Origin of the sequence: Microbacterium sp. MTN4-26 (assembly GCF_042846595.1) — a bacterium.
Lineage (GTDB): Bacteria > Actinomycetota > Actinomycetes > Actinomycetales > Microbacteriaceae > Microbacterium > Microbacterium luteum.
Genome location: NZ_BTGO01000019.1, coordinates 36849 through 52940, shown reverse-complemented (window position 1 = coordinate 52940; position 16092 = coordinate 36849). Strand labels below are relative to the sequence as shown.

17 protein-coding genes are annotated in these 16092 nt (G+C 69.3%); 7 read left to right on the top strand and 10 right to left on the bottom strand.

The genetic code is table 11. The features are described 5' to 3' along the window. Window positions 1-2: 2 nt before the first annotated feature. A complete protein-coding gene (locus ACGG9C_RS14630) occupies window positions 3-1001 on the bottom strand; it encodes an NADP-dependent oxidoreductase (protein ID WP_390178786.1) in 999 nt (332 codons plus the stop codon). 195 nt (window positions 1002-1196) lie between these two features. Between ACGG9C_RS14630 and ACGG9C_RS14625 the strand changes: the two genes are divergently transcribed. Continuing rightward, complete coding sequence (locus tag ACGG9C_RS14625; protein ID WP_286720523.1) at window positions 1197-2183, top strand: TerC family protein; 987 nt, start codon at window positions 1197-1199, stop codon at window positions 2181-2183. 18 nt (window positions 2184-2201) lie between these two features. Here the strand turns inward: ACGG9C_RS14625 and ACGG9C_RS14620 are convergent, their stop codons facing one another. From ACGG9C_RS14620 to ACGG9C_RS14610, 3 genes are all read right to left on the bottom strand, one after another. After that, window positions 2202-4013, bottom strand: coding sequence for a beta-galactosidase (locus tag ACGG9C_RS14620; protein ID WP_390178785.1), 1812 nt, complete (start codon window positions 4011-4013; stop codon window positions 2202-2204). A 91-nt stretch (window positions 4014-4104) separates the two neighbouring features. Then, window positions 4105-4287, bottom strand: coding sequence for a hypothetical protein (locus ACGG9C_RS14615; protein WP_286720519.1), 183 nt, complete (start codon window positions 4285-4287; stop codon window positions 4105-4107). Further along, window positions 4284-4841 (bottom strand): MarR family transcriptional regulator, encoded by a 558-nt coding sequence (locus ACGG9C_RS14610; RefSeq protein WP_336510675.1) that lies wholly within the window; start codon window positions 4839-4841, stop codon window positions 4284-4286. The genes ACGG9C_RS14615 and ACGG9C_RS14610 overlap by 4 nt, the downstream gene beginning before the upstream one ends. A 118-nt stretch (window positions 4842-4959) precedes the next feature. On the opposite strand from ACGG9C_RS14610, the gene ACGG9C_RS14605 reads away from it, so the two are divergent. Beyond that, complete coding sequence (locus ACGG9C_RS14605) at window positions 4960-5349, top strand: hypothetical protein (protein ID WP_286720518.1); 390 nt, start codon at window positions 4960-4962, stop codon at window positions 5347-5349. A gap of 635 nt (window positions 5350-5984) precedes the next feature. Here ACGG9C_RS14605 and ACGG9C_RS14600 read toward each other — a convergent pair. The 5 genes from ACGG9C_RS14600 to ACGG9C_RS14580 all read right to left on the bottom strand — a co-directional run bounded on the left by ACGG9C_RS14600 (window position 5985) and on the right by ACGG9C_RS14580 (window position 12715). Then, entirely contained in the window at window positions 5985-7607 is a 1623-nt protein-coding gene (locus tag ACGG9C_RS14600) for a sensor histidine kinase (RefSeq protein WP_390178784.1), read from the bottom strand. Between the two features lie 241 nt (window positions 7608-7848). Further along, entirely contained in the window at window positions 7849-9045 is a 1197-nt protein-coding gene (locus tag ACGG9C_RS14595; RefSeq protein WP_390178783.1) for an NAD(P)/FAD-dependent oxidoreductase, read from the bottom strand. 10 nt (window positions 9046-9055) lie between these two features. Then, entirely contained in the window at window positions 9056-9856 is an 801-nt protein-coding gene (locus tag ACGG9C_RS14590) for an SDR family NAD(P)-dependent oxidoreductase (protein ID WP_286720513.1), read from the bottom strand. 32 nt (window positions 9857-9888) lie between these two features. Next, window positions 9889-10902, bottom strand: a complete 1014-nt coding sequence (locus ACGG9C_RS14585; RefSeq protein WP_390178782.1) for an SMP-30/gluconolactonase/LRE family protein — start codon at window positions 10900-10902, stop codon at window positions 9889-9891. Continuing rightward, window positions 10892-12715 carry a glycoside hydrolase family 15 protein gene (locus ACGG9C_RS14580; protein ID WP_390178781.1) on the bottom strand — a complete coding sequence of 608 codons (1824 nt, stop codon included), beginning with the start codon at window positions 12713-12715 and terminating at the stop codon, window positions 10892-10894. The genes ACGG9C_RS14585 and ACGG9C_RS14580 overlap by 11 nt, the downstream gene beginning before the upstream one ends. A 192-nt stretch (window positions 12716-12907) precedes the next feature. Between ACGG9C_RS14580 and ACGG9C_RS14575 the strand changes: the two genes are divergently transcribed. Beyond that, on the top strand, window positions 12908-13459 hold the full coding sequence (locus ACGG9C_RS14575; protein ID WP_071045554.1) for a Dps family protein: 552 nt from the start codon (window positions 12908-12910) through the stop codon (window positions 13457-13459). Between the two features lie 11 nt (window positions 13460-13470). Then, window positions 13471-14361 carry an SDR family oxidoreductase gene (locus ACGG9C_RS14570; protein ID WP_194383676.1) on the top strand — a complete coding sequence of 297 codons (891 nt, stop codon included), beginning with the start codon at window positions 13471-13473 and terminating at the stop codon, window positions 14359-14361. A 48-nt stretch (window positions 14362-14409) separates the two neighbouring features. Here the strand turns inward: ACGG9C_RS14570 and ACGG9C_RS14565 are convergent, their stop codons facing one another. Beyond that, window positions 14410-14712 (bottom strand): YrhK family protein, encoded by a 303-nt coding sequence (locus ACGG9C_RS14565; RefSeq protein WP_194383677.1) that lies wholly within the window; start codon window positions 14710-14712, stop codon window positions 14410-14412. A gap of 110 nt (window positions 14713-14822) precedes the next feature. On the opposite strand from ACGG9C_RS14565, the gene ACGG9C_RS14560 reads away from it, so the two are divergent. From ACGG9C_RS14560 to ACGG9C_RS14550, 3 genes are all read left to right on the top strand, one after another. Next, entirely contained in the window at window positions 14823-15227 is a 405-nt protein-coding gene (locus ACGG9C_RS14560) for a four-helix bundle copper-binding protein (protein WP_194383678.1), read from the top strand. 84 nt (window positions 15228-15311) lie between these two features. Then, window positions 15312-15881: a DUF3500 domain-containing protein gene (locus ACGG9C_RS14555; protein WP_194383679.1), complete on the top strand. Its 570-nt coding sequence runs from the start codon at window positions 15312-15314 to the stop codon at window positions 15879-15881. Further along, window positions 15826-16080, top strand: coding sequence for a DUF3500 domain-containing protein (locus ACGG9C_RS14550; RefSeq protein ID WP_194383680.1), 255 nt, complete (start codon window positions 15826-15828; stop codon window positions 16078-16080). The genes ACGG9C_RS14555 and ACGG9C_RS14550 overlap by 56 nt, the downstream gene beginning before the upstream one ends. Window positions 16081-16092 lie beyond the last annotated feature (12 nt).

The window sequence follows — 16092 nt, the reverse complement described above, 5'->3', positions numbered from 1 at the left end:
GGTCAGGGCATCGACTCGTGCAACTCGCGGGCACGCAGGGTGCGAGCGGTCGTGACCGGATGCGCAGCGAGGACGACCTTTCCCCGCGAGTGGAGCTTGTGCAGGTCTTCGTAGGCCTCGACGATGTCCTCGATCGGATAGAGACCTGAGACGAGGAGCCGGAAGGCGCCGATACCGGCCAGACGGGTGATCTGCCGCAGCCGCTCGGTGCCGTGCGCCACGGAGTCGGGGTCATCGCGCAGCAGCGCGAGTTCGACCTCGCGCCGGTCCTCGCTGGAGCGATACCGCTCGGCGGGCACGCCCAGCGCTCCGGCGACGTCTTCGGTCTCTTTGCCGAAGTTGTCGATGTAGGCCGTGACCCTCGCGCCGCGAGCGGCCTTCTCGATGTGCTCGACGATGCCGAGTCCGTACTCGACCGGCGTGATGCCGATCTGTCGCAGGTAGTCGAAGTTGCGGGAACCGCACGTGCCGATCACGCGCGCGCCCCGATGCGCCGCGAGCTGCACCTGGATGCTTCCCACGCCGCCGGCGGCGGCGGTGACCACCAGCGTGTCGTCGGGCCCGATCCTCAGGTCCTCGAGCATCTCCAGCGCGGTCGCACCAGCGAGGTAGAGTCCGCCGGCCGTCTCCCAGTCCACGCCGCCGGGCTTGGGCACGACCCGGTCCGCCGGAACGTTGAGATGGCTGGCATGGGCGCCGGTGCGCACGTGGCCGATCACATCCGCACCGACGCGGATCGACGACACGTTCTCGCCGACCGCGGTCACGATACCCGCGAAGTCGCTTCCCGAGCCGCGCGGCCAGGGGTCGTCGGCCCAGGTCTCCTCGCGGCCGTTGCGCAGGAACACCTCCATGTGGTTGATGCCCGCGGCGATGACCTCGACGCTCACCTCGCCGGGGCCGGGCCCCGGCAGCGGGAACGAATGCCGCGCGAGCACGTCGGCGTCCCCGTAGCGGGTGTAGCGGTAGGCGAATGCGGTGGGAGACTTCTTGGTTTTCATGGCGACCTCCGCAGAGGTATTCCGGATGACGCCCGCGACCGGATGCACCCGTATGATGGTCGGACGCAAGGGGAGTACTCCCGTCTGCGGTGGGTGCGTCATGACGGACGCGACGGTGCGTTCCGCATCCACCGGGTCCGATCGGACCGGAAGAGACCTTGGCCCGTCAGCCGTCGTCTCTCGTCTGGAGCCCCCATGTCCGTCACTCCGCTCGTCTGGATCATCACCCTCGCGGTGACCGTCGCGTTCTTCGTGTACGAGTTCTACGCCCACGTGCGAAAGCCTCACGAGCCCTCGATCGGCGAAGCCGCGCGCTGGTCGGCGTTCTACATCGGTCTTGCGCTGCTGTTCGGCGTGGGCCTGGGCGCCGTGGCGGGCTGGACGTACGGCGGCGAGTACTTCGCCGGGTACCTGACCGAGAAGGCCCTGTCGATCGACAACCTGTTCGTCTTCCTGCTGCTGATGACGAGCTTCGCTGTGCCGAAGATCTACCAGCAGAAGGTGCTGATGATCGGGATCGTCATCGCCCTCATCCTGCGCGGGGCGTTCATCGCGATCGGGGCGGGCCTCATCGCGAACTTCTCGTGGATCTTCTACCTCTTCGGCGCCCTGCTGCTGGTGCTCGCCTACCGCCAGGCGTTCGCCGGCGACGACCACGACCCCGCCAACGGGCGCTTCATGACCTTCGTGCGGCGCCACCTGCCGGTCAGCGACGCCTATGACGGGGATCGCCTCACCGTCGTCAAGGACGGGCGCCGCTTCGTCACGCCGATGTTCCTCACCATCGTCGCGATCGGTTTCATCGACCTGATCTTCGCGGTCGACTCGATCCCCGCCATCTACGGGCTGACCGAAGAGGCGTACATCGTGTTCACCGCGAACGCCTTCGCCCTGATGGGGCTGCGCCAGCTGTACTTCCTCATCGGCGGCCTGCTCGAGCGCCTGGTCTACCTGGCGCAGGGGCTGGCGGTGATCCTGGGCTTCATCGGCGTGAAACTGCTGCTGCACGCGCTCCACGTCAACGAGCTGCCGTTCATCAACGGCGGTGAGGGCGTCGAGTGGGCGCCGGAGATCCCCATCTGGTTCTCCCTGGTGTTCATCGGCACGACGATCGCCGTGGCGACGGCGGCGAGCCTGCTGAAGACCCGCGCCGACCGCCGCGCCGAGATCGACGCGGGGTGACGCGCGCCTCCGGCGTCGTCACTCCTCCAGCGGACCGAGGCCGGGCTCGGCGACGAAGCGCGCCTCAGCGGCGACCACCTGCTCCCACTCGATGACGACGATGACGTTCCGGCCGTTCCGCACGACCGATCCCGGCACATACAGGGTGCGCTGCGGGCCGACCTGCCAGTAGCGACCGAGCGGGAATCCGTTCACGAACGCGAATCCCTTGCCCCACGGGGCGGTGTCCAGGAACAGGTCGACCCCGCCCACGGCGTCGAACTCTCCCACGAGCACGATCGGTCCGGCCAGCGATGCCGCACCCGCCTCACCGGGCGAAACGGATGCGGCGATATCGCCCGCCTCCGCCCCGACGAGGAACGAGGATGCGGCCGCGGACGCGAGCGCGTCGACATCGACGGCGGTGGCGGCCCATCCGGTCAGCTCGGTCGCCCCGAGGCGGGCCGAGCCGATGAGCCCCTTCGCCTCGCCGAGACGCGATCCGTAGTTCACGCGTCCCTGGTCCTCGACCACGACGCGCAGGCGGCGGCCGGCCGGGATCGCCAGCGCCCGCTCTCCGAGCGTGCGGGAGATGCGTCCGACCGGGCGGTCGTCGACCGACACCCACGCGAGGTCGCGCACCTCGTCGAACACGAGCGGCAGTGCGTCGGCGTCGAGGAACGCGTCATCGGGCAGGACCGTCTCGTAGGCGACGACCGGCGTCAGCGCGTCGATCTCGTCGAAGGTCAACGGCCTCACGCTCTGCGCCGACGGCACCGGGTCGATCCACGGCATCCGCACGCCGGCCGGAGCGAGCGCCACCGTCATCTCCGGCGCGGCCGGACGCGCCGGCGGCAGCTCGTCGGGAACCGGCGCATACCGGGAGATCACCTCGCGGAACGCGTGATACTTCTCCGTCGGATGACCGCTCTCATCCAGGGGTGCGTCGTAGTCGTACGACGTGACCAGAGGCTTGTAACGACCCTTGTCGTTCGCACCCGCGGTTGCGCCGAAGTTGGTGCCGCCGTGGAACATGTAGAGATTCACGGATGCTCCCGCGGCGAGCAGTTCGTCGAGGTCGTGCGCGCTCGCGGCGGTGGCGGTGGTGTGATGCACACCGCCCCACCAGTCGAACCAGCCGTTCCAGAACTCGGAGCACATCAGCGGGCCCGTGGGCTGGTGCCGGCGCAGTGTCGCGAGGCGTTCGGCGCTGCGCGACCCGAACGACGCCGTCAGGTGCGCGCCGGGGGTGCTTCCGCCCCGCAGCATGTGCGGCTGCGGCTGATCGACGGTGGTCAGCGGCACGGTGATCCCGGCCTCGCGCGTGATCCGCACCAGCTCGGCGAGGTAGGCCTCGTCGCTGCCGTAGGCGCCGTATTCGTTCTCGATCTGCACAAGCACGACCGTGCCGTCGCGGTCGATCTGCCGGGGCGTGACGATGTCGTAGACGCGCCGCAGGTAGTCCACCACCGGCTCCAGGTAGCGGGGGTCGCTCGAACGCGGCCGCACATCGCGCATCCGGGTGAGCCATACCGGCAGGCCGCCGTTGTGCCACTCGGCGCAGATGTAGGGGCCGGGCCGCACGATGGCGTGCATCCCCTCGTCGGCGACGATGTCGAGGAAGGCACCGACGTCGAGTGCTCCGGTCTGGTCCCACCTGCCGCGCACCGGTTCGTGGGCGTTCCAGGCGATGTACGTCTCGATGGTGTTCAGCCCCATGAGACGCGCCTTGCGCACGCGGTCACGCCACTGGTCGGGGTGCACGCGGAAGTAGTGAATGGTGCCCGAGAGCATGCGGTGGGGCTCACCGTCGAGCAGGAAGTCGGTGTCGCCGATCTCGAACGTCGTCATCGCTGTGTGGTGCCTCCCGCGCGACGAGGCGGACGCCGCGGCCCCGGCGATCATATCGATTCATCGCCGCCGAGCGGATACCGCCGCGAGGTCAGTCCAGAAGCGCGCGAAGTCGAGCCGGGTCGGACTGGTACCACACGGCTCGGATGAGATCGAACCCCTCGATCGCGTCGTACGGCGAGCTCGACGCCTCCGCCGGGTCAGGTCGGTAGCCGCGCGGCACGTCGTCGACGTACTGGCCGTCGCGCGGTCCTCCGACGAGCACGTAGATCACCGCGCCTCCACCGCCACGCCGTCGACCGCCGCGGACATGCGTGTGAGGAATCCGATCACGGCATCGGCCTGCGCGGCGGTCATGCCCTCGACGGCGGCGTACATCCGCTCGTGCATCTCACCGAGCGTGCCGCGCACTTCGTCATCGGTCACCGCGGTCGCGCGCACGAAGATGCTGCGCCGGTCTTCGGGATTGGCGACCCGCGTGATGTGTCCGGACTTCTCCAGCCGGTCCAGCAGAGCGGTCATCGATGCCGTCGACACCCCGAGATACGTCGCGAGTTCGACGGGCCGCACCAGGGCGTCGCCCTTGCGGATGAGGTACCTGAGGACGAGGAGCTCGTTCTCGCCCATCGCCATGGACTCGCGCGTGCGCCGCCGCATCGCCATCTCTGCGGCGCGATACAGACGCAGCGCCTCCAGCACCGCTCGAGACCTCGCTCTGGCTTCGGCGAGGTCGGCTTCGTACCAGTACCCGGCGAGGTCCACCGTCGATCTCACCGCTGGTCGGACGGGAGCGGATTCGCTCCGCTCGATGTCTCGTGCTGTCTTCACCGCTTCCTCCTCTCCGTGCGACCGATCGGGTCCTTCCTTGCGAAGTAACTAGACAAACTAGTAAAAATACGTAAGAGTTACTCACATAGTAATCCACACGAGCCTGGAGGGGAATCTCATGGGACACCTTTATTACTCGAACGCCGTCGATCCGATCGAGCTCCCCGACCGTCTCCTTGCTCACATCAAGGTGATCGTCGGCACCAAGCTGCGCCGAGGCGAGAGCTTCACCCTGTCGTGGAAGCACGGCCAGGGGCAGCAGCCCGGGCGCACGACGCTGTGGCTGCAGCCGGCCATTCCGCTCCGCTTCGTCTTCGACTCGGCGGAGCCGGAGAAGCTGAACCAGCCCGTCTTGAAGCACATGGCCGAGATGGCCAACTCCTCGGCCGGCCTCACCGTCGACATCGACGACGAGATCCCCTCCGTCACCGAAACCCCCGCGCCGGCGCAGATGCGCTCCGCGGCACGGCGCACCCCGGTGCGCGCCCGCACCACGGTCGCAGCCTGACACCTCGACCCGACGCCGGGGCACCCTGATTTCGGGTGCCCCTCCGGGCCGGCGCGGCGGAGTTCCCCACTCCCCGCGCCGGCCGCTTTCGTCTACCGCCCCCACGCGGCAACGATCGGCGAAAACGAGATACACGAATGTATTGATGGCGGCCCGCGAACTCGATAGATTGTCGATCGCCCGAACCTCGCACTCTCCACCGCGCACCACGGCGGAGCGGTTCTCGCCAAACCCGTGCCCAACTCTGGGGATGGCCGGCGTTTGGGTGGTGGTCCCCTCGGCGACGTCGCCACCCCCTCCCCCCAGCAGCGGCACCGAGGGGATCACCCTTCCCGATGCGCGCACGGAGGGGCTCCTCGCCTACCCGATGACGAGGAGCCCGGAATCCGTGATGTGCGCGTGCCTTCCCCAAGGTCGCTGACCACGGCTTCCCGCAGGCGGCAGATTCGTCGCCGTCATCCGAGCACTGGGAGAAAATCGGATGCGCCGGCGACGTCCCGAACTGCCGATGGAGATCGTTTCGTGCCCTGCTCTTCTATGATCCGACCGCCCATGGGCAAGCAAGAGGGCCTTGACGGGTCGATCGAATCGCGCTAGCAATCTGCTCGCTGCCCGGCGTCCCCCGACCGCTCGATTCACGTCGACGGTGGCGCGGGTGCGATCGGCACCTCGAGCATGAAGACGGTGCGACCGGAGCCGCTCGCGACGTGCACCTCTCCCCCGTGCGCGTGCGCTGTGGCGGCGACGACGGTGAGCCCGAGCCCGAACCCTTGGATAGCCCGCGACATCGCCTGCGGGGTTCGGTAGAAGCGGTCGTAGAGTCGCGTCTGCTCCTCGGGCAAGATGTCCGGTCCGGTGTTCGCGACGGCGATGCGGGCGTGGTCACCGTCGACGGCGAGCTCGACGGTGATCGGTGTTTCCGGGTCACCGAACTTCACCGCGTTCACCAGCAGTTCCCGCACCGCCTGACTGAGGCGGGCACCGTCCACGGTGGCAAGCACCTCCTGCGGCGCCGCCGCGGTGATGCGGCGTCCCGCCTCGGGGTGGGCGTCTTCGACGACGGCGACGGCGCGGTCCACGAGTGCGGCGACATCCACCGTGCCCAGTCGCAGAGGCGCGTCGGACTCGGCCGCGGCGAGCATCTCCCGGACGCGGTCCATGAGGTCGGCACTGCGGCGACGCACGACGGCCAGATACTCGCGCTGCTTGTCGGCATCGGATGGTGTCTCCTCTTCGAGCAGGTCGAGGAACCCGAGGATGCCGGTCATCGGGGTGCGCAGCTCGTGCGAGACGGTCTCGAGGAACTGCTCGCGCAGTTCGGCGGCGTGCGCGATGTCGGTGACGTCGTACGCGATGAAGACCGTGCCGAGCAGCTCACCGTTGTCTCGACGCACGCGACGGGCGGAGGCGACGACCGCCATCTGCTGACCGGGAGGGCCGATCCACGAGATGCCGTCGTCGAGCTCCTCGCCACGCAGGGCGCGTGGCACGATCTGCCGGTCGGGCGGCACGGGCGTGACGCGATCAGCGTCGAAGACGGCGCTGGCGATGTATGGCGGCGCGGCGAGGTCGATGCCGGCCAGCGCCGAAAGCCGCGCCGCGTGGCCGTTGGCGGCGACGAGTCGACCGTCGGCGTCGAAGTGGACGACCGCGGCGTTGACCGTGTTGAGTACGTCGGCGAGCAGGATCTCCCCGTCTCGCGATGCTTGGAGGGCCTCGCGCGTCGCCCGGGCGCTCCGCCGCAGGCGCTGCGAGGCGAGCATCGCGACGACGCCGATCCCGACGCTGAGCATCGGGAGGCCGAGAACGTTGAACCACTCCTGCGCGGTCCCCGGCGGCGCCTGGTCGAGCAGATACGGCAACAGCGTGATGAAGACCGCTCCGATGACGGCACCGAAGATCGCGTACCACGCGAACCCGTAGGCCAGCCACAGGATCGGCAGCAGGGCAAGGCCGCCGACCCAGCCGAAAGTCGCGATCAGATCGGCCCGGAGGAAACCGACGGCGACGATGTCGAGGATGGGCACGACCGCGAGCCAGCAGGCGGCGAGCCGCTCCCACGGGATCGCGACCCCGGCGATCGTGGCGACGATGATGATGCCGAAGCCGACGTCGACCCAGGGCGCACCCAGGAGGTGCGGAGCCGCGACGGCGAGCGCGACGACGAGGTAGAGCACCGCGAGGAGGAAGGGCAACTGCCCGCGCGCCAGCGCGCGGAAGCGCCACCGCACGTCACGATCGTCGGGCAGCGGGTGCATAGCGACCACTCTGTCGTGAAACGTTCCGATTTCCCAGCCTCTGCGCCCCGTTTCGTCTCGTCGCTGCGCTCCTCGCTCAACGACCAGCAGGCGCCACCCCACCCCCGTTTCGTCTCGTCGCTGCGCTGCTCGCTCAACGACCGAGAGAGGCGGCCGCCCCCGGTCGTTGAGCGAGCGGAGCGAGACGAAACGACGCCACCATCCCGGTCGTTGAGCGAGCGGAGCGAGACGAAACGAGCCGTCAGCGGATGCGGGCGCGCAGCGCTTCCTCTGAGGTCTCCCGGTCCACGAGCACCGCGCGCGCGAGGTCGCGGGCATCCTCGACGTTCCACAGCAGCACGCCCACCGGCGCGCCGGACTCGTCGCGGTAGTACACGACCGCGCGGTCGTCGCCGAGGTCTACTGTCAGCGGGTCGCACGAGGCGTCGACAGTGCCCACGGCCTCCCAGCGCGTGCCGAATACCTGCGAATAGAAGTACGGCGTGTGCGTGTACGGCGTCTCCTCACCCGCCATCGACCGCCCCACGGCCTCCCCCATCTCGGTGGCGTTGTCGACGTGCTCGACCCTCGTGCGCCCGAGGATCGGATCGGGATACTCGGCGATGTCACCCGCCGCCCAGATCGAGCGGTCGTTGGTGAGAAGATGCTCGTCGACGAGCACGCCGTCGTCGATGGCGAGCTCCGCCGCCACCGCGAGGTCGACGACGGGATCGGCGCCGAGCCCGATGACGACCGCGTCGCCGGCGCGCTCCTGCCCGTCGTCGAGCACGGCGTGCAGCACGTTGCCCTCGGCGCGGATCTCCTCGACGCGCCGCCCGGGCACGAGGTCCACTCCGCCGTAGACGAACAGCTTCTCGTAGCGCTCGGCGAGCGCGGGCGGGAACTGCGAGGCGCCGAGCGTCGCGTCGGGAAAGACGAGCTCGGTGTCGACGCCGTTCTGTGCGAGCGCCGCGGCGATCTCGGTGCCGATGTATCCACCGCCGATGACGATGATGCGCCCGCCCCGTTCGGCGAGCTCGCGCAGGCGTCGGTAGTCCTCGGCGGAACGGAATGCGAGGATGCGGTCATCGCCCTCGGGAGCGGGGATCGTGCGCGGGGTCGACCCCGTCGCCAGCAGCAGCCGCCGGTAGCCGACCAGCTCCCCGTCGCCGGTCTCGACGGCTCGCGAGAATCGGTCGATGCGGGTGACCAGAGTGTTCAGGCGCAGCTCGGCACCGGTGTCGGCGACGGTGTTCAGCGGCACCTGGTCCCAGGTGAAGTCAGGATCGGTCCACAGCTTCTTCGACAGCGCCGGCCGCGTGTACGGCTCATCGGAGTCGGCGCTGAGGATGCCGATGGTGCCGGCGGTGTCGCGCTCGCGGATGCCGCGCGCGGCCGCGTCGGCGACCATCCCGCCGCCGATGATCAGGTAGTCGTAGGTCTGGATGTCATCGCCCATGGGTACCTCCTCAGATCGTGGCGACCGAGCCGGAGTCGACCCGGTAGTTCGCGCCGTTGACGAACGACGCGTGCTCGGAGCACAGGAAGGCGATCACGGCGGCGACCTCGGCCGGCTCACCGCGGCGCTTCAGCTCCATGTAGGGACGCTCCTCGTCGAGGAACGACGTGATGGCCTCGTCGAACGACGTGCCGAGCTCCGTGGAGCGCTTCTCCATCATCGCGTCGGTCATGGGCGTGTGGATGAACGCGGGCGACACCGCGTTCACGAGCAGCCCCTCCCGGGCGTACGAGCGCGAAAGGCCCTTCGCCAGGGCGAGGATGCCGGCCTTGGCCGCGCAGTACGGGAGCTCGTCGTCGTAGGGCTGCACCGCATCCTCCGACGCGAGGAAGATCAGCCGGCCCCATCCGCCCGTGCGGAGATCCGGGAGGAATTCGCGCACGAGACGCACAGGTCCGTGGAGGTCGATGTCGATGGTCGAGGTCCACCCCTCGTCGTCGATCTCGTGGAACAGGCCCTGCGCGCCGGTGACCCCGGCCGACTGGACGAGGATGTCGATGGCGCCGACCGCCGCCGAGGTCTTGCGGTGCAGCTCGGCCAGGTCCGCGGTGTCGGTGACGTCGGCGGCGTAGGCGAAGAGCGCACCGTCGGGTGCATCGAGTTTCGCCGCCGCCTCGTCGAGGGAGCTCTGATCCTTGTCGCTCAGCACGACGATCGCGCCTTCGGCGAGGAGCATGCGCGCCGTCTCCCAGCCGATGCCGGAGTCTCCGCCGGTGATGAGGGCCTTCTTGCCGGTGATTCCAAGGTCCATGTCGAATGCCTTTCTGTCGATGGTGTGGCAGGTCAGGGTGCGGGGTGCGTTTCGTCTCGCTCCGCTCGCTCAACGACCGGAACGGGCTCCGCTCGCTCAACGACCGGAACGGGCTCCGCTCGCTCAAGCATCGGAACGGGCTCCGCTCGCTCAGGGATCGGGGCGCCGAAGGTGTGCACGGGACGCCCGGTCGCGCGGGTGCGGATCCGCAGGATCGATCCGCTCAGCGGCGACGCCTCGAGATCCTCCTCCGTGAGGTTCTCGCGCGCCGTGCCGACGAGCAGCTGGTCGCGATCCGGGCCCGCAAAGGCGACCGACGTCACGTTCGGCGCCGGCATCGGGATGCGCGCGAGGACCTCGCCGTCCGGCGACCAGCAGAGCACCTCGCCCCCGCCGTACACGCCGTTCCAGAACCGCCCGTCGGTGTCGAGGGCGAGCCCGTCGGAGGCGTGCCCGACCAGGAACGGCTCCAGCTCGCCGAGCGGATCGGTACCCGCGGCATACGACCCGCGGTACACCGTCTGCGTCGCGGTGTCGGTGACGTACATCTCGCGTGCGTCGTCAGACCACTCGAACCCGTTGGCCACCCCGAATCCCCCGAGCAGCACGTCGAGCCGGCCGTCGGCGTCGACGAGATACAGACCGGCATCGGGGTCGCCCACGGAGACGTCCATCGCGCCGACCACGAACCGCCCGTACGGGTCGACCTTGCCCTCGTTGAACCTGATGCCGCCATGGGCATGCGTCACGCTCGCGAGCTCATCCACCACGGTGCCGCCGGGCCCGAGCAGCACGACGCGATCCTTCAGCGCCGCGACGAAGCCCCCGCCCTGCGCGGGTTGCACGGCGCTCACCGGCACCGGGAGCGCGACGACGACGTCGTCCGAGCCGTCCACCGCACCGTCGAGGTGGCCGCGGTGCAGGGTTCCGGCGGTGATGTCCACCCACACGACCTCGCCCGTGCGGTCATCCCAGAAGATGCTCTCCACGAGCACCGACCTCAGCGATCGGAACACCTCGACCTCACCCCGGATCTCAGCGGTCACCGAGCACCTCCGCGGGGATGAGCTGCTCCATCGTGAGAGCGGCGTTGATGAGCGCGAGGTGGCTGAGCGCCTGCGGAAGGTTCCCCCAGAAGGCTCCGTCGTCCTCAGAGATCATCTCCGCGAAGATGCCGACGTCGTTGCCGCGGGAGACCAGGTCGTCCATCGCGGCGAGCGCCTCCTCGTGGCGTCCGACGCAGGCGAGCGCGCTCGCGCGCCAGAACGCGCACGCGACGAAGGTGTGCTCTTCGCGGTCCATTCCCGTGTAGCGATACAGCAGCGGGCCGGCACCGAGCTCGGCGGTCAGCCGGTCGATGGTGCGCGACATCCGCTCGCCGCGGTCGAAGCCGCTCTCGGCGTGCAGCAGCACCGACGCGTCGAGGTCGGAGGTGCCGGGATGCATGACGTACGCCCCGGCATCGTCGGACCAGCCGTGTTCGTGCACCCACGCCTCGATGAGGGCCATCTCGGTGCGCCAGCGCTCGGGCTCTCCGGGGATGACGTCGAGCTCGGCCAGGTGCACCGCGTCGCGGAGCGCCTGCCAGCAGCCCATCTTCGACGACGTGTAGTGCTGCACGTCGTCGAGCTCCCACATGCCCGAGTCGGGATTGCGCCACACGTCGCAGGTGCGGTCCGCCATGTTCGCGAGGAGCCGGCCGGTCGCGGTGTCGAGCACGTTGCCGGCGTCGACGTAGGTGCGACAGATCGAGAAGAGGTCGCCGTAGACGCCGAGCTGCAGCTGGTCGTTGGCGGGGTTTCCGGCGACGACCGGGCCGATGCCGCGCCATCCGGCCACGTCGAAGGTCTGCGTGCCGTCGATGATGCCGCCGCGCAGGTCGTACATCACGTGCAGGTCGGGCCCTTGCTCGCGGATGGTGCGCACGAGCCACGAGATCGACGCGTGCGTCTCCTCCCGCAGCCCGAACCGCACCAGCGCACGGGCGGTGTAGGCGAGGTCGCGCACCCACGCGAGCCGGTACTCCCAGTTCTTGCCGCCGCGTGCGCTCTCGGGGAGCGAGGTCGTCGCCGCCGCCGCGATGGCGCCGGTGGGAGCGTAGACGAGGAGCTTCAAGGCGAGGGCGCTGCGCTGCACGTCGCCCGCCCACGGGCCGCTGTAGCCGAATTCGCGCGACCACAGGCGCCACTGATCGACGGTGCGATCGATGCCTCGCTGCACGTTTCCGGGCACCGGGAAGTGCAGCGGCTCGCCGTCGGTGGCCGAGATGACCAGCAGGTGGCGGGATCCCTCGCCGGTCGTGAAGCGGCCGGAGATCGCCGGACGCCCGTCGATGTCGTCGGCATCGGAGGGGTCGTGGTTCTCGCCGTCGACGGCGAGGGAGGTCGCACCCACGCGCAGGATGCGCCGATCCCGCACGTGCTCCAGCCACGGCCCCGCGGTCTGCAGCCGGGTGCCGGGGGTCACGGCCCACGCGAACTCCACCGTCCCCCTCACGCCGTCGATGCGGCGGGCGAGCTCGGCCCACGGGAGGCGGCCGGCGACGCCGGTGACCATCGTGTCGGTGACACGGGCTCGACCGGATGCGGTGTCGAACGTCGTGACGAGCACGTTGGTGTTCGCGACGTAGCGGCGGCGAACGGTGTAGGCCTCGACGGGTTCCAGGTCGATGCACCCGCCGGTGACGTCATCGATCAGGCGGGCGAACACCGGCGTGGAGTCGAGGTTGGGCAACGGCATCCAATCGACGCGCCCGTTGCGGCCGACGAGGGCGACCGTGCGCCCGTCGCCGATCGGCGCGTAGGTGCGCAGGTCGACGCCCGGAGCCGGCGCGGGGCGGTCCGGCGAGGTGTCGTGCATGGGCCCCACGCTAGGAACCGAACCCGACCGTCGACGGAGGCTTGCATCATCGCCCGCTTCGGAGTACGCGCCGCCGCGTTGCGCGGCGCGGGGAAAGTAGCAACCGATGCCCGATCCTGCAAGCCCGTTCGCGCACCCCGGCACGGGGCCTAGCGTCTCTCCCGTTCATTCCTCACGAAAGGGAGGTTTCCCATGGCCGATTCGACCTCGACGAAGAACAAGCGCCGCCCCGCCCGCGGCGGCTCGGGTGCAGGACTGACGGACGAGCAGAACGCGGAGAAGGGCTTCACCGCGTCGAAGCAGCTCAGCGAGAGCATGCAGAAGGTGATGGTCGATCTGATCGAACTGTCGCTGCAGGGCAAGCAGGCCCACTGGAACGTCGTCGGCAAGAACTTCCGCGACACCCACCTGCAGCTCGACGAGATCATCGACGCCGCACGGGAGTTCACCGACACGATCGCCGAGCGCATGCGCGCCCTCCACGCGCTCCCGGACGGTCGCAGCGACGTGATCGCCGAGACGACCACCTTGCCGGAGTTCCCGCAGGGCGAGATCGACACCGCGGAAGTCATCGACCTCATGACCGAGCGACTGGATGCGGTCACCGGCACGGTCCGCGATGTGCACGACGGCATCGACGAGGAAGACCCCACGACCGCGGATCTCCTCCACGAGGTGCTCGAGCGTCTCGAGCAGCTGGCCTGGATGGTCAGCGCCGAGAATCGCGTTCCGAAGAAGCGTTGACGGGAGTCGTCATGGCGAACATGTACACGATGCAGGACCCGACCACGCAGTTCCCGCGTCCGCCCTTCCCGCCGCAGCAGCAGGGCGCGCCCGGAACGGTCCACGCGATGGACCCTGCTCCCGACCATGGCGAGCAGAGCTATGTCGGCACGGGCCGACTTCCGGGTCGCAGGGCACTCGTGACCGGAGCCGACTCCGGCATCGGCCGCGCGGTCGCCATCGCCTACGCCCGGGAAGGTGCCGACGTGGCACTGAGCTACCTGCCCGAGGAGCAGAAGCAGGCCGAGGAGGTCGCGGCGCTCATCGAGAAGGAGGGGCGCAAGGCCCTCCTTCTCCCCGGCGACCTGCAGGACGAGCAGACGAACGTCGACGTGGTGGCGAAGACCGTCGGGGAGCTCGGCGGCATCGACATCCTGGTGATCAACGCCGGCGCGATGCCGACGGTGGACAGCATCGACGACTTCGACACGCACACGCTCGACCACGTCATGAAGGCCAACATCTATCCGCTGTTCTGGCTGACCAAGGCAGCCTCACCCCACCTGCCGGCCGGAGCCGCGGTGATCACGACCTCGAGCGAGCAGGGCTTCCAGCCCTCGCCGTCGCTCGCGGAGTACGCCGTGTCGAAGGCCGGGATCGCCAACTGGACCCGGGCGCTCGCACAGCAGCTCATCGGGCGCGGCATCCGGGTGAACGGCGTGGCCCCGGGCCCGGTGTGGACGCCCCTGCAGCCGGCGTACGTGCCGAACGAGAAGATCGAGCACTTCGGCGAGCAGACCCCGATGGGGCGGGCCGGCCAGCCGGTCGAACTCGCGCCGGCGTTCGTCTTCCTCGCATCGCAGGAGTCGAGCTACGTCGTGGGCGAGACGATCGCGGTCACCGGCGGCGTGCCCATCCACTGACCGCGCCTCACGTCGCGAAGGCCCCGCTCCGGCGGGGCCTTCGCCGTGTCAATAGTCTCCGACTTGGTCGGTGCGGTCACGGCCCGCGCCGAACCGCTTCAGGTGCACCCTGCGGGCCAGACGGATGCCCGGTCGCACGAGGAACTGCACGCTGCCGGCGATGAAGAACCATGTGGCGACGATCGACGTCGACTCCCAGAGGAACAGCACGCTCCCCACCACGAACAGCACGCCGATGAGCACGTCGTTGACAATGCTGAGGGTCTCGTAGCGGTTGCGGATGACGAGTTCGTCACGTCCCACCGGGACGTCGATGTCGGTGTTGCGGTCGCGGCGGCTCGCTGAGGTCATCAGACCATCATCTCGGCGAGCCCGATCGCTCTGTCAACCCGGTGCCGCATCCTGACGAGGTCTGTTGGGCTGGTCAGATCGACCCGGACCCGACAAGCGAGGAGAAGACGATGACGGTGATCGACCAGATGTGGTCCTCCCACCCGCAGGTGGACGGCGGCGACACGAGCGAGCTCGTGCGCCGCTGCCTCGAGGCGTGCGTGGAGTGCGCGCAGGTGTGCACCGTGTGCGCGGATGCCTGCCTCGGCGAAGAGATGGTGGCCGACCTGGTCGGCTGCATCCGCCTCAACTCCGACTGCGCGGACATCTGCGCTGCGACGTCGACCGTGCTGGCTCGACAGACCCAGCCCGACCTCGCCGTCGTGCGGGCCGTACTCGAGGCCTGCCGCACGGCGTGCGCCGCGTGCGCTGCCGAGTGCGGCAGCCATGCCGACATGCACGACCACTGCCGCGTGTGCGCGGAGTCGTGCCGGCGCTGCGAGCAGGCCTGCACCGACCTGCTCGCCGCTCTCTGACGCCGCACGCGGCGGCTCGGTCTCATAGGTTGAGCACAGATTTCTCTGGGGATCGACATCACGGCGACGCCTACCGTCGCGGGCATGCAGAAATCCGCAATGCCCCGACGACGGGCGATCACCCGCACCCCCGCCGCGATCGGAACAGCGACGCTGGTCACCGTCGGCCTCGCCCTCGCCGGGTGCACCGCTGAGACGACGAGCACCGAAACCGCCGAGCCGACGACAACGGCCGAGAGCACGCCGAGCGCGACCGCCGAAGCGACGACGGACGTCGTCGCGCTGGCCGAGGCGTTCGCGGCGACCCTCGACGCGGATCAGCAGGCGTCGCTCTTCCAGGAGTACACCTTCGACAACGCCGCCAACTGGTCGAACTTCCCCAATGCCCTGCTGGCCGGCGGTGGCCCGGGCGCGCAGAGTTCGTCGGGCGGCCGCGTCGGCCTGCAGACCGACAGCCTGACCGACGAGCAGTGGACCGCCCTGGAGGATCTCCTGCGCGCGGTGACCGGTTCGGCCGAGAACGAGGGCTTCGACGAGATCGTGCAGCACCTCGCCGGCGACGACTACCTCGCCGACAACGGCGGCGGGTCGGACTACGGTGAGGGTCAGTTCTTCGTCGCGTTCCTCGGCACCCCGTCGGACTCGGGAACGTGAGTACGAGGCCGAGCTGGATGAGACCTACGTCGCCTTCTCGGGCGGCACCGCGATGGACGCCGTCGGCGACTACATCCGCATCGACGGCCCGTCGGTGTGGATCGAGTTCTCGATGCAGAACGGCATCGTGCTCTCCGGCGCGCATCCCCACGCGGTGTGGCGCGACAAGCAGAACGACTACGGCGGGCTCACCTCGTGACCCACCCCCAGA

What these genes read in the sequence shown, in the direction of transcription:
- ACGG9C_RS14630 (WP_390178786.1), bottom strand. Translation starts at nt 1,001, where the DNA reads ATGAAAACCAAGAAGTCTCCCACCGCATTCGCCTACCGCTACACCCGC.
- ACGG9C_RS14625 (WP_286720523.1), top strand. Translation starts at nt 1,197, where the DNA reads ATGTCCGTCACTCCGCTCGTCTGGATCATCACCCTCGCGGTGACCGTC.
- ACGG9C_RS14620 (WP_390178785.1), bottom strand. Translation starts at nt 4,013, where the DNA reads ATGACGACGTTCGAGATCGGCGACACCGACTTCCTGCTCGACGGTGAG.
- ACGG9C_RS14605 (WP_286720518.1), top strand. Translation starts at nt 4,960, where the DNA reads ATGGGACACCTTTATTACTCGAACGCCGTCGATCCGATCGAGCTCCCC.
- ACGG9C_RS14600 (WP_390178784.1), bottom strand. Translation starts at nt 7,607, where the DNA reads ATGCACCCGCTGCCCGACGATCGTGACGTGCGGTGGCGCTTCCGCGCG.
- ACGG9C_RS14595 (WP_390178783.1), bottom strand. Translation starts at nt 9,045, where the DNA reads ATGGGCGATGACATCCAGACCTACGACTACCTGATCATCGGCGGCGGG.
- ACGG9C_RS14590 (WP_286720513.1), bottom strand. Translation starts at nt 9,856, where the DNA reads ATGGACCTTGGAATCACCGGCAAGAAGGCCCTCATCACCGGCGGAGAC.
- ACGG9C_RS14580 (WP_390178781.1), bottom strand. Translation starts at nt 12,715, where the DNA reads ATGCACGACACCTCGCCGGACCGCCCCGCGCCGGCTCCGGGCGTCGAC.
- ACGG9C_RS14575 (WP_071045554.1), top strand. Translation starts at nt 12,908, where the DNA reads ATGGCCGATTCGACCTCGACGAAGAACAAGCGCCGCCCCGCCCGCGGC.
- ACGG9C_RS14570 (WP_194383676.1), top strand. Translation starts at nt 13,471, where the DNA reads ATGGCGAACATGTACACGATGCAGGACCCGACCACGCAGTTCCCGCGT.
- ACGG9C_RS14565 (WP_194383677.1), bottom strand. Translation starts at nt 14,712, where the DNA reads ATGACCTCAGCGAGCCGCCGCGACCGCAACACCGACATCGACGTCCCG.
- ACGG9C_RS14560 (WP_194383678.1), top strand. Translation starts at nt 14,823, where the DNA reads ATGACGGTGATCGACCAGATGTGGTCCTCCCACCCGCAGGTGGACGGC.
- ACGG9C_RS14555 (WP_194383679.1), top strand. Translation starts at nt 15,312, where the DNA reads ATGCAGAAATCCGCAATGCCCCGACGACGGGCGATCACCCGCACCCCC.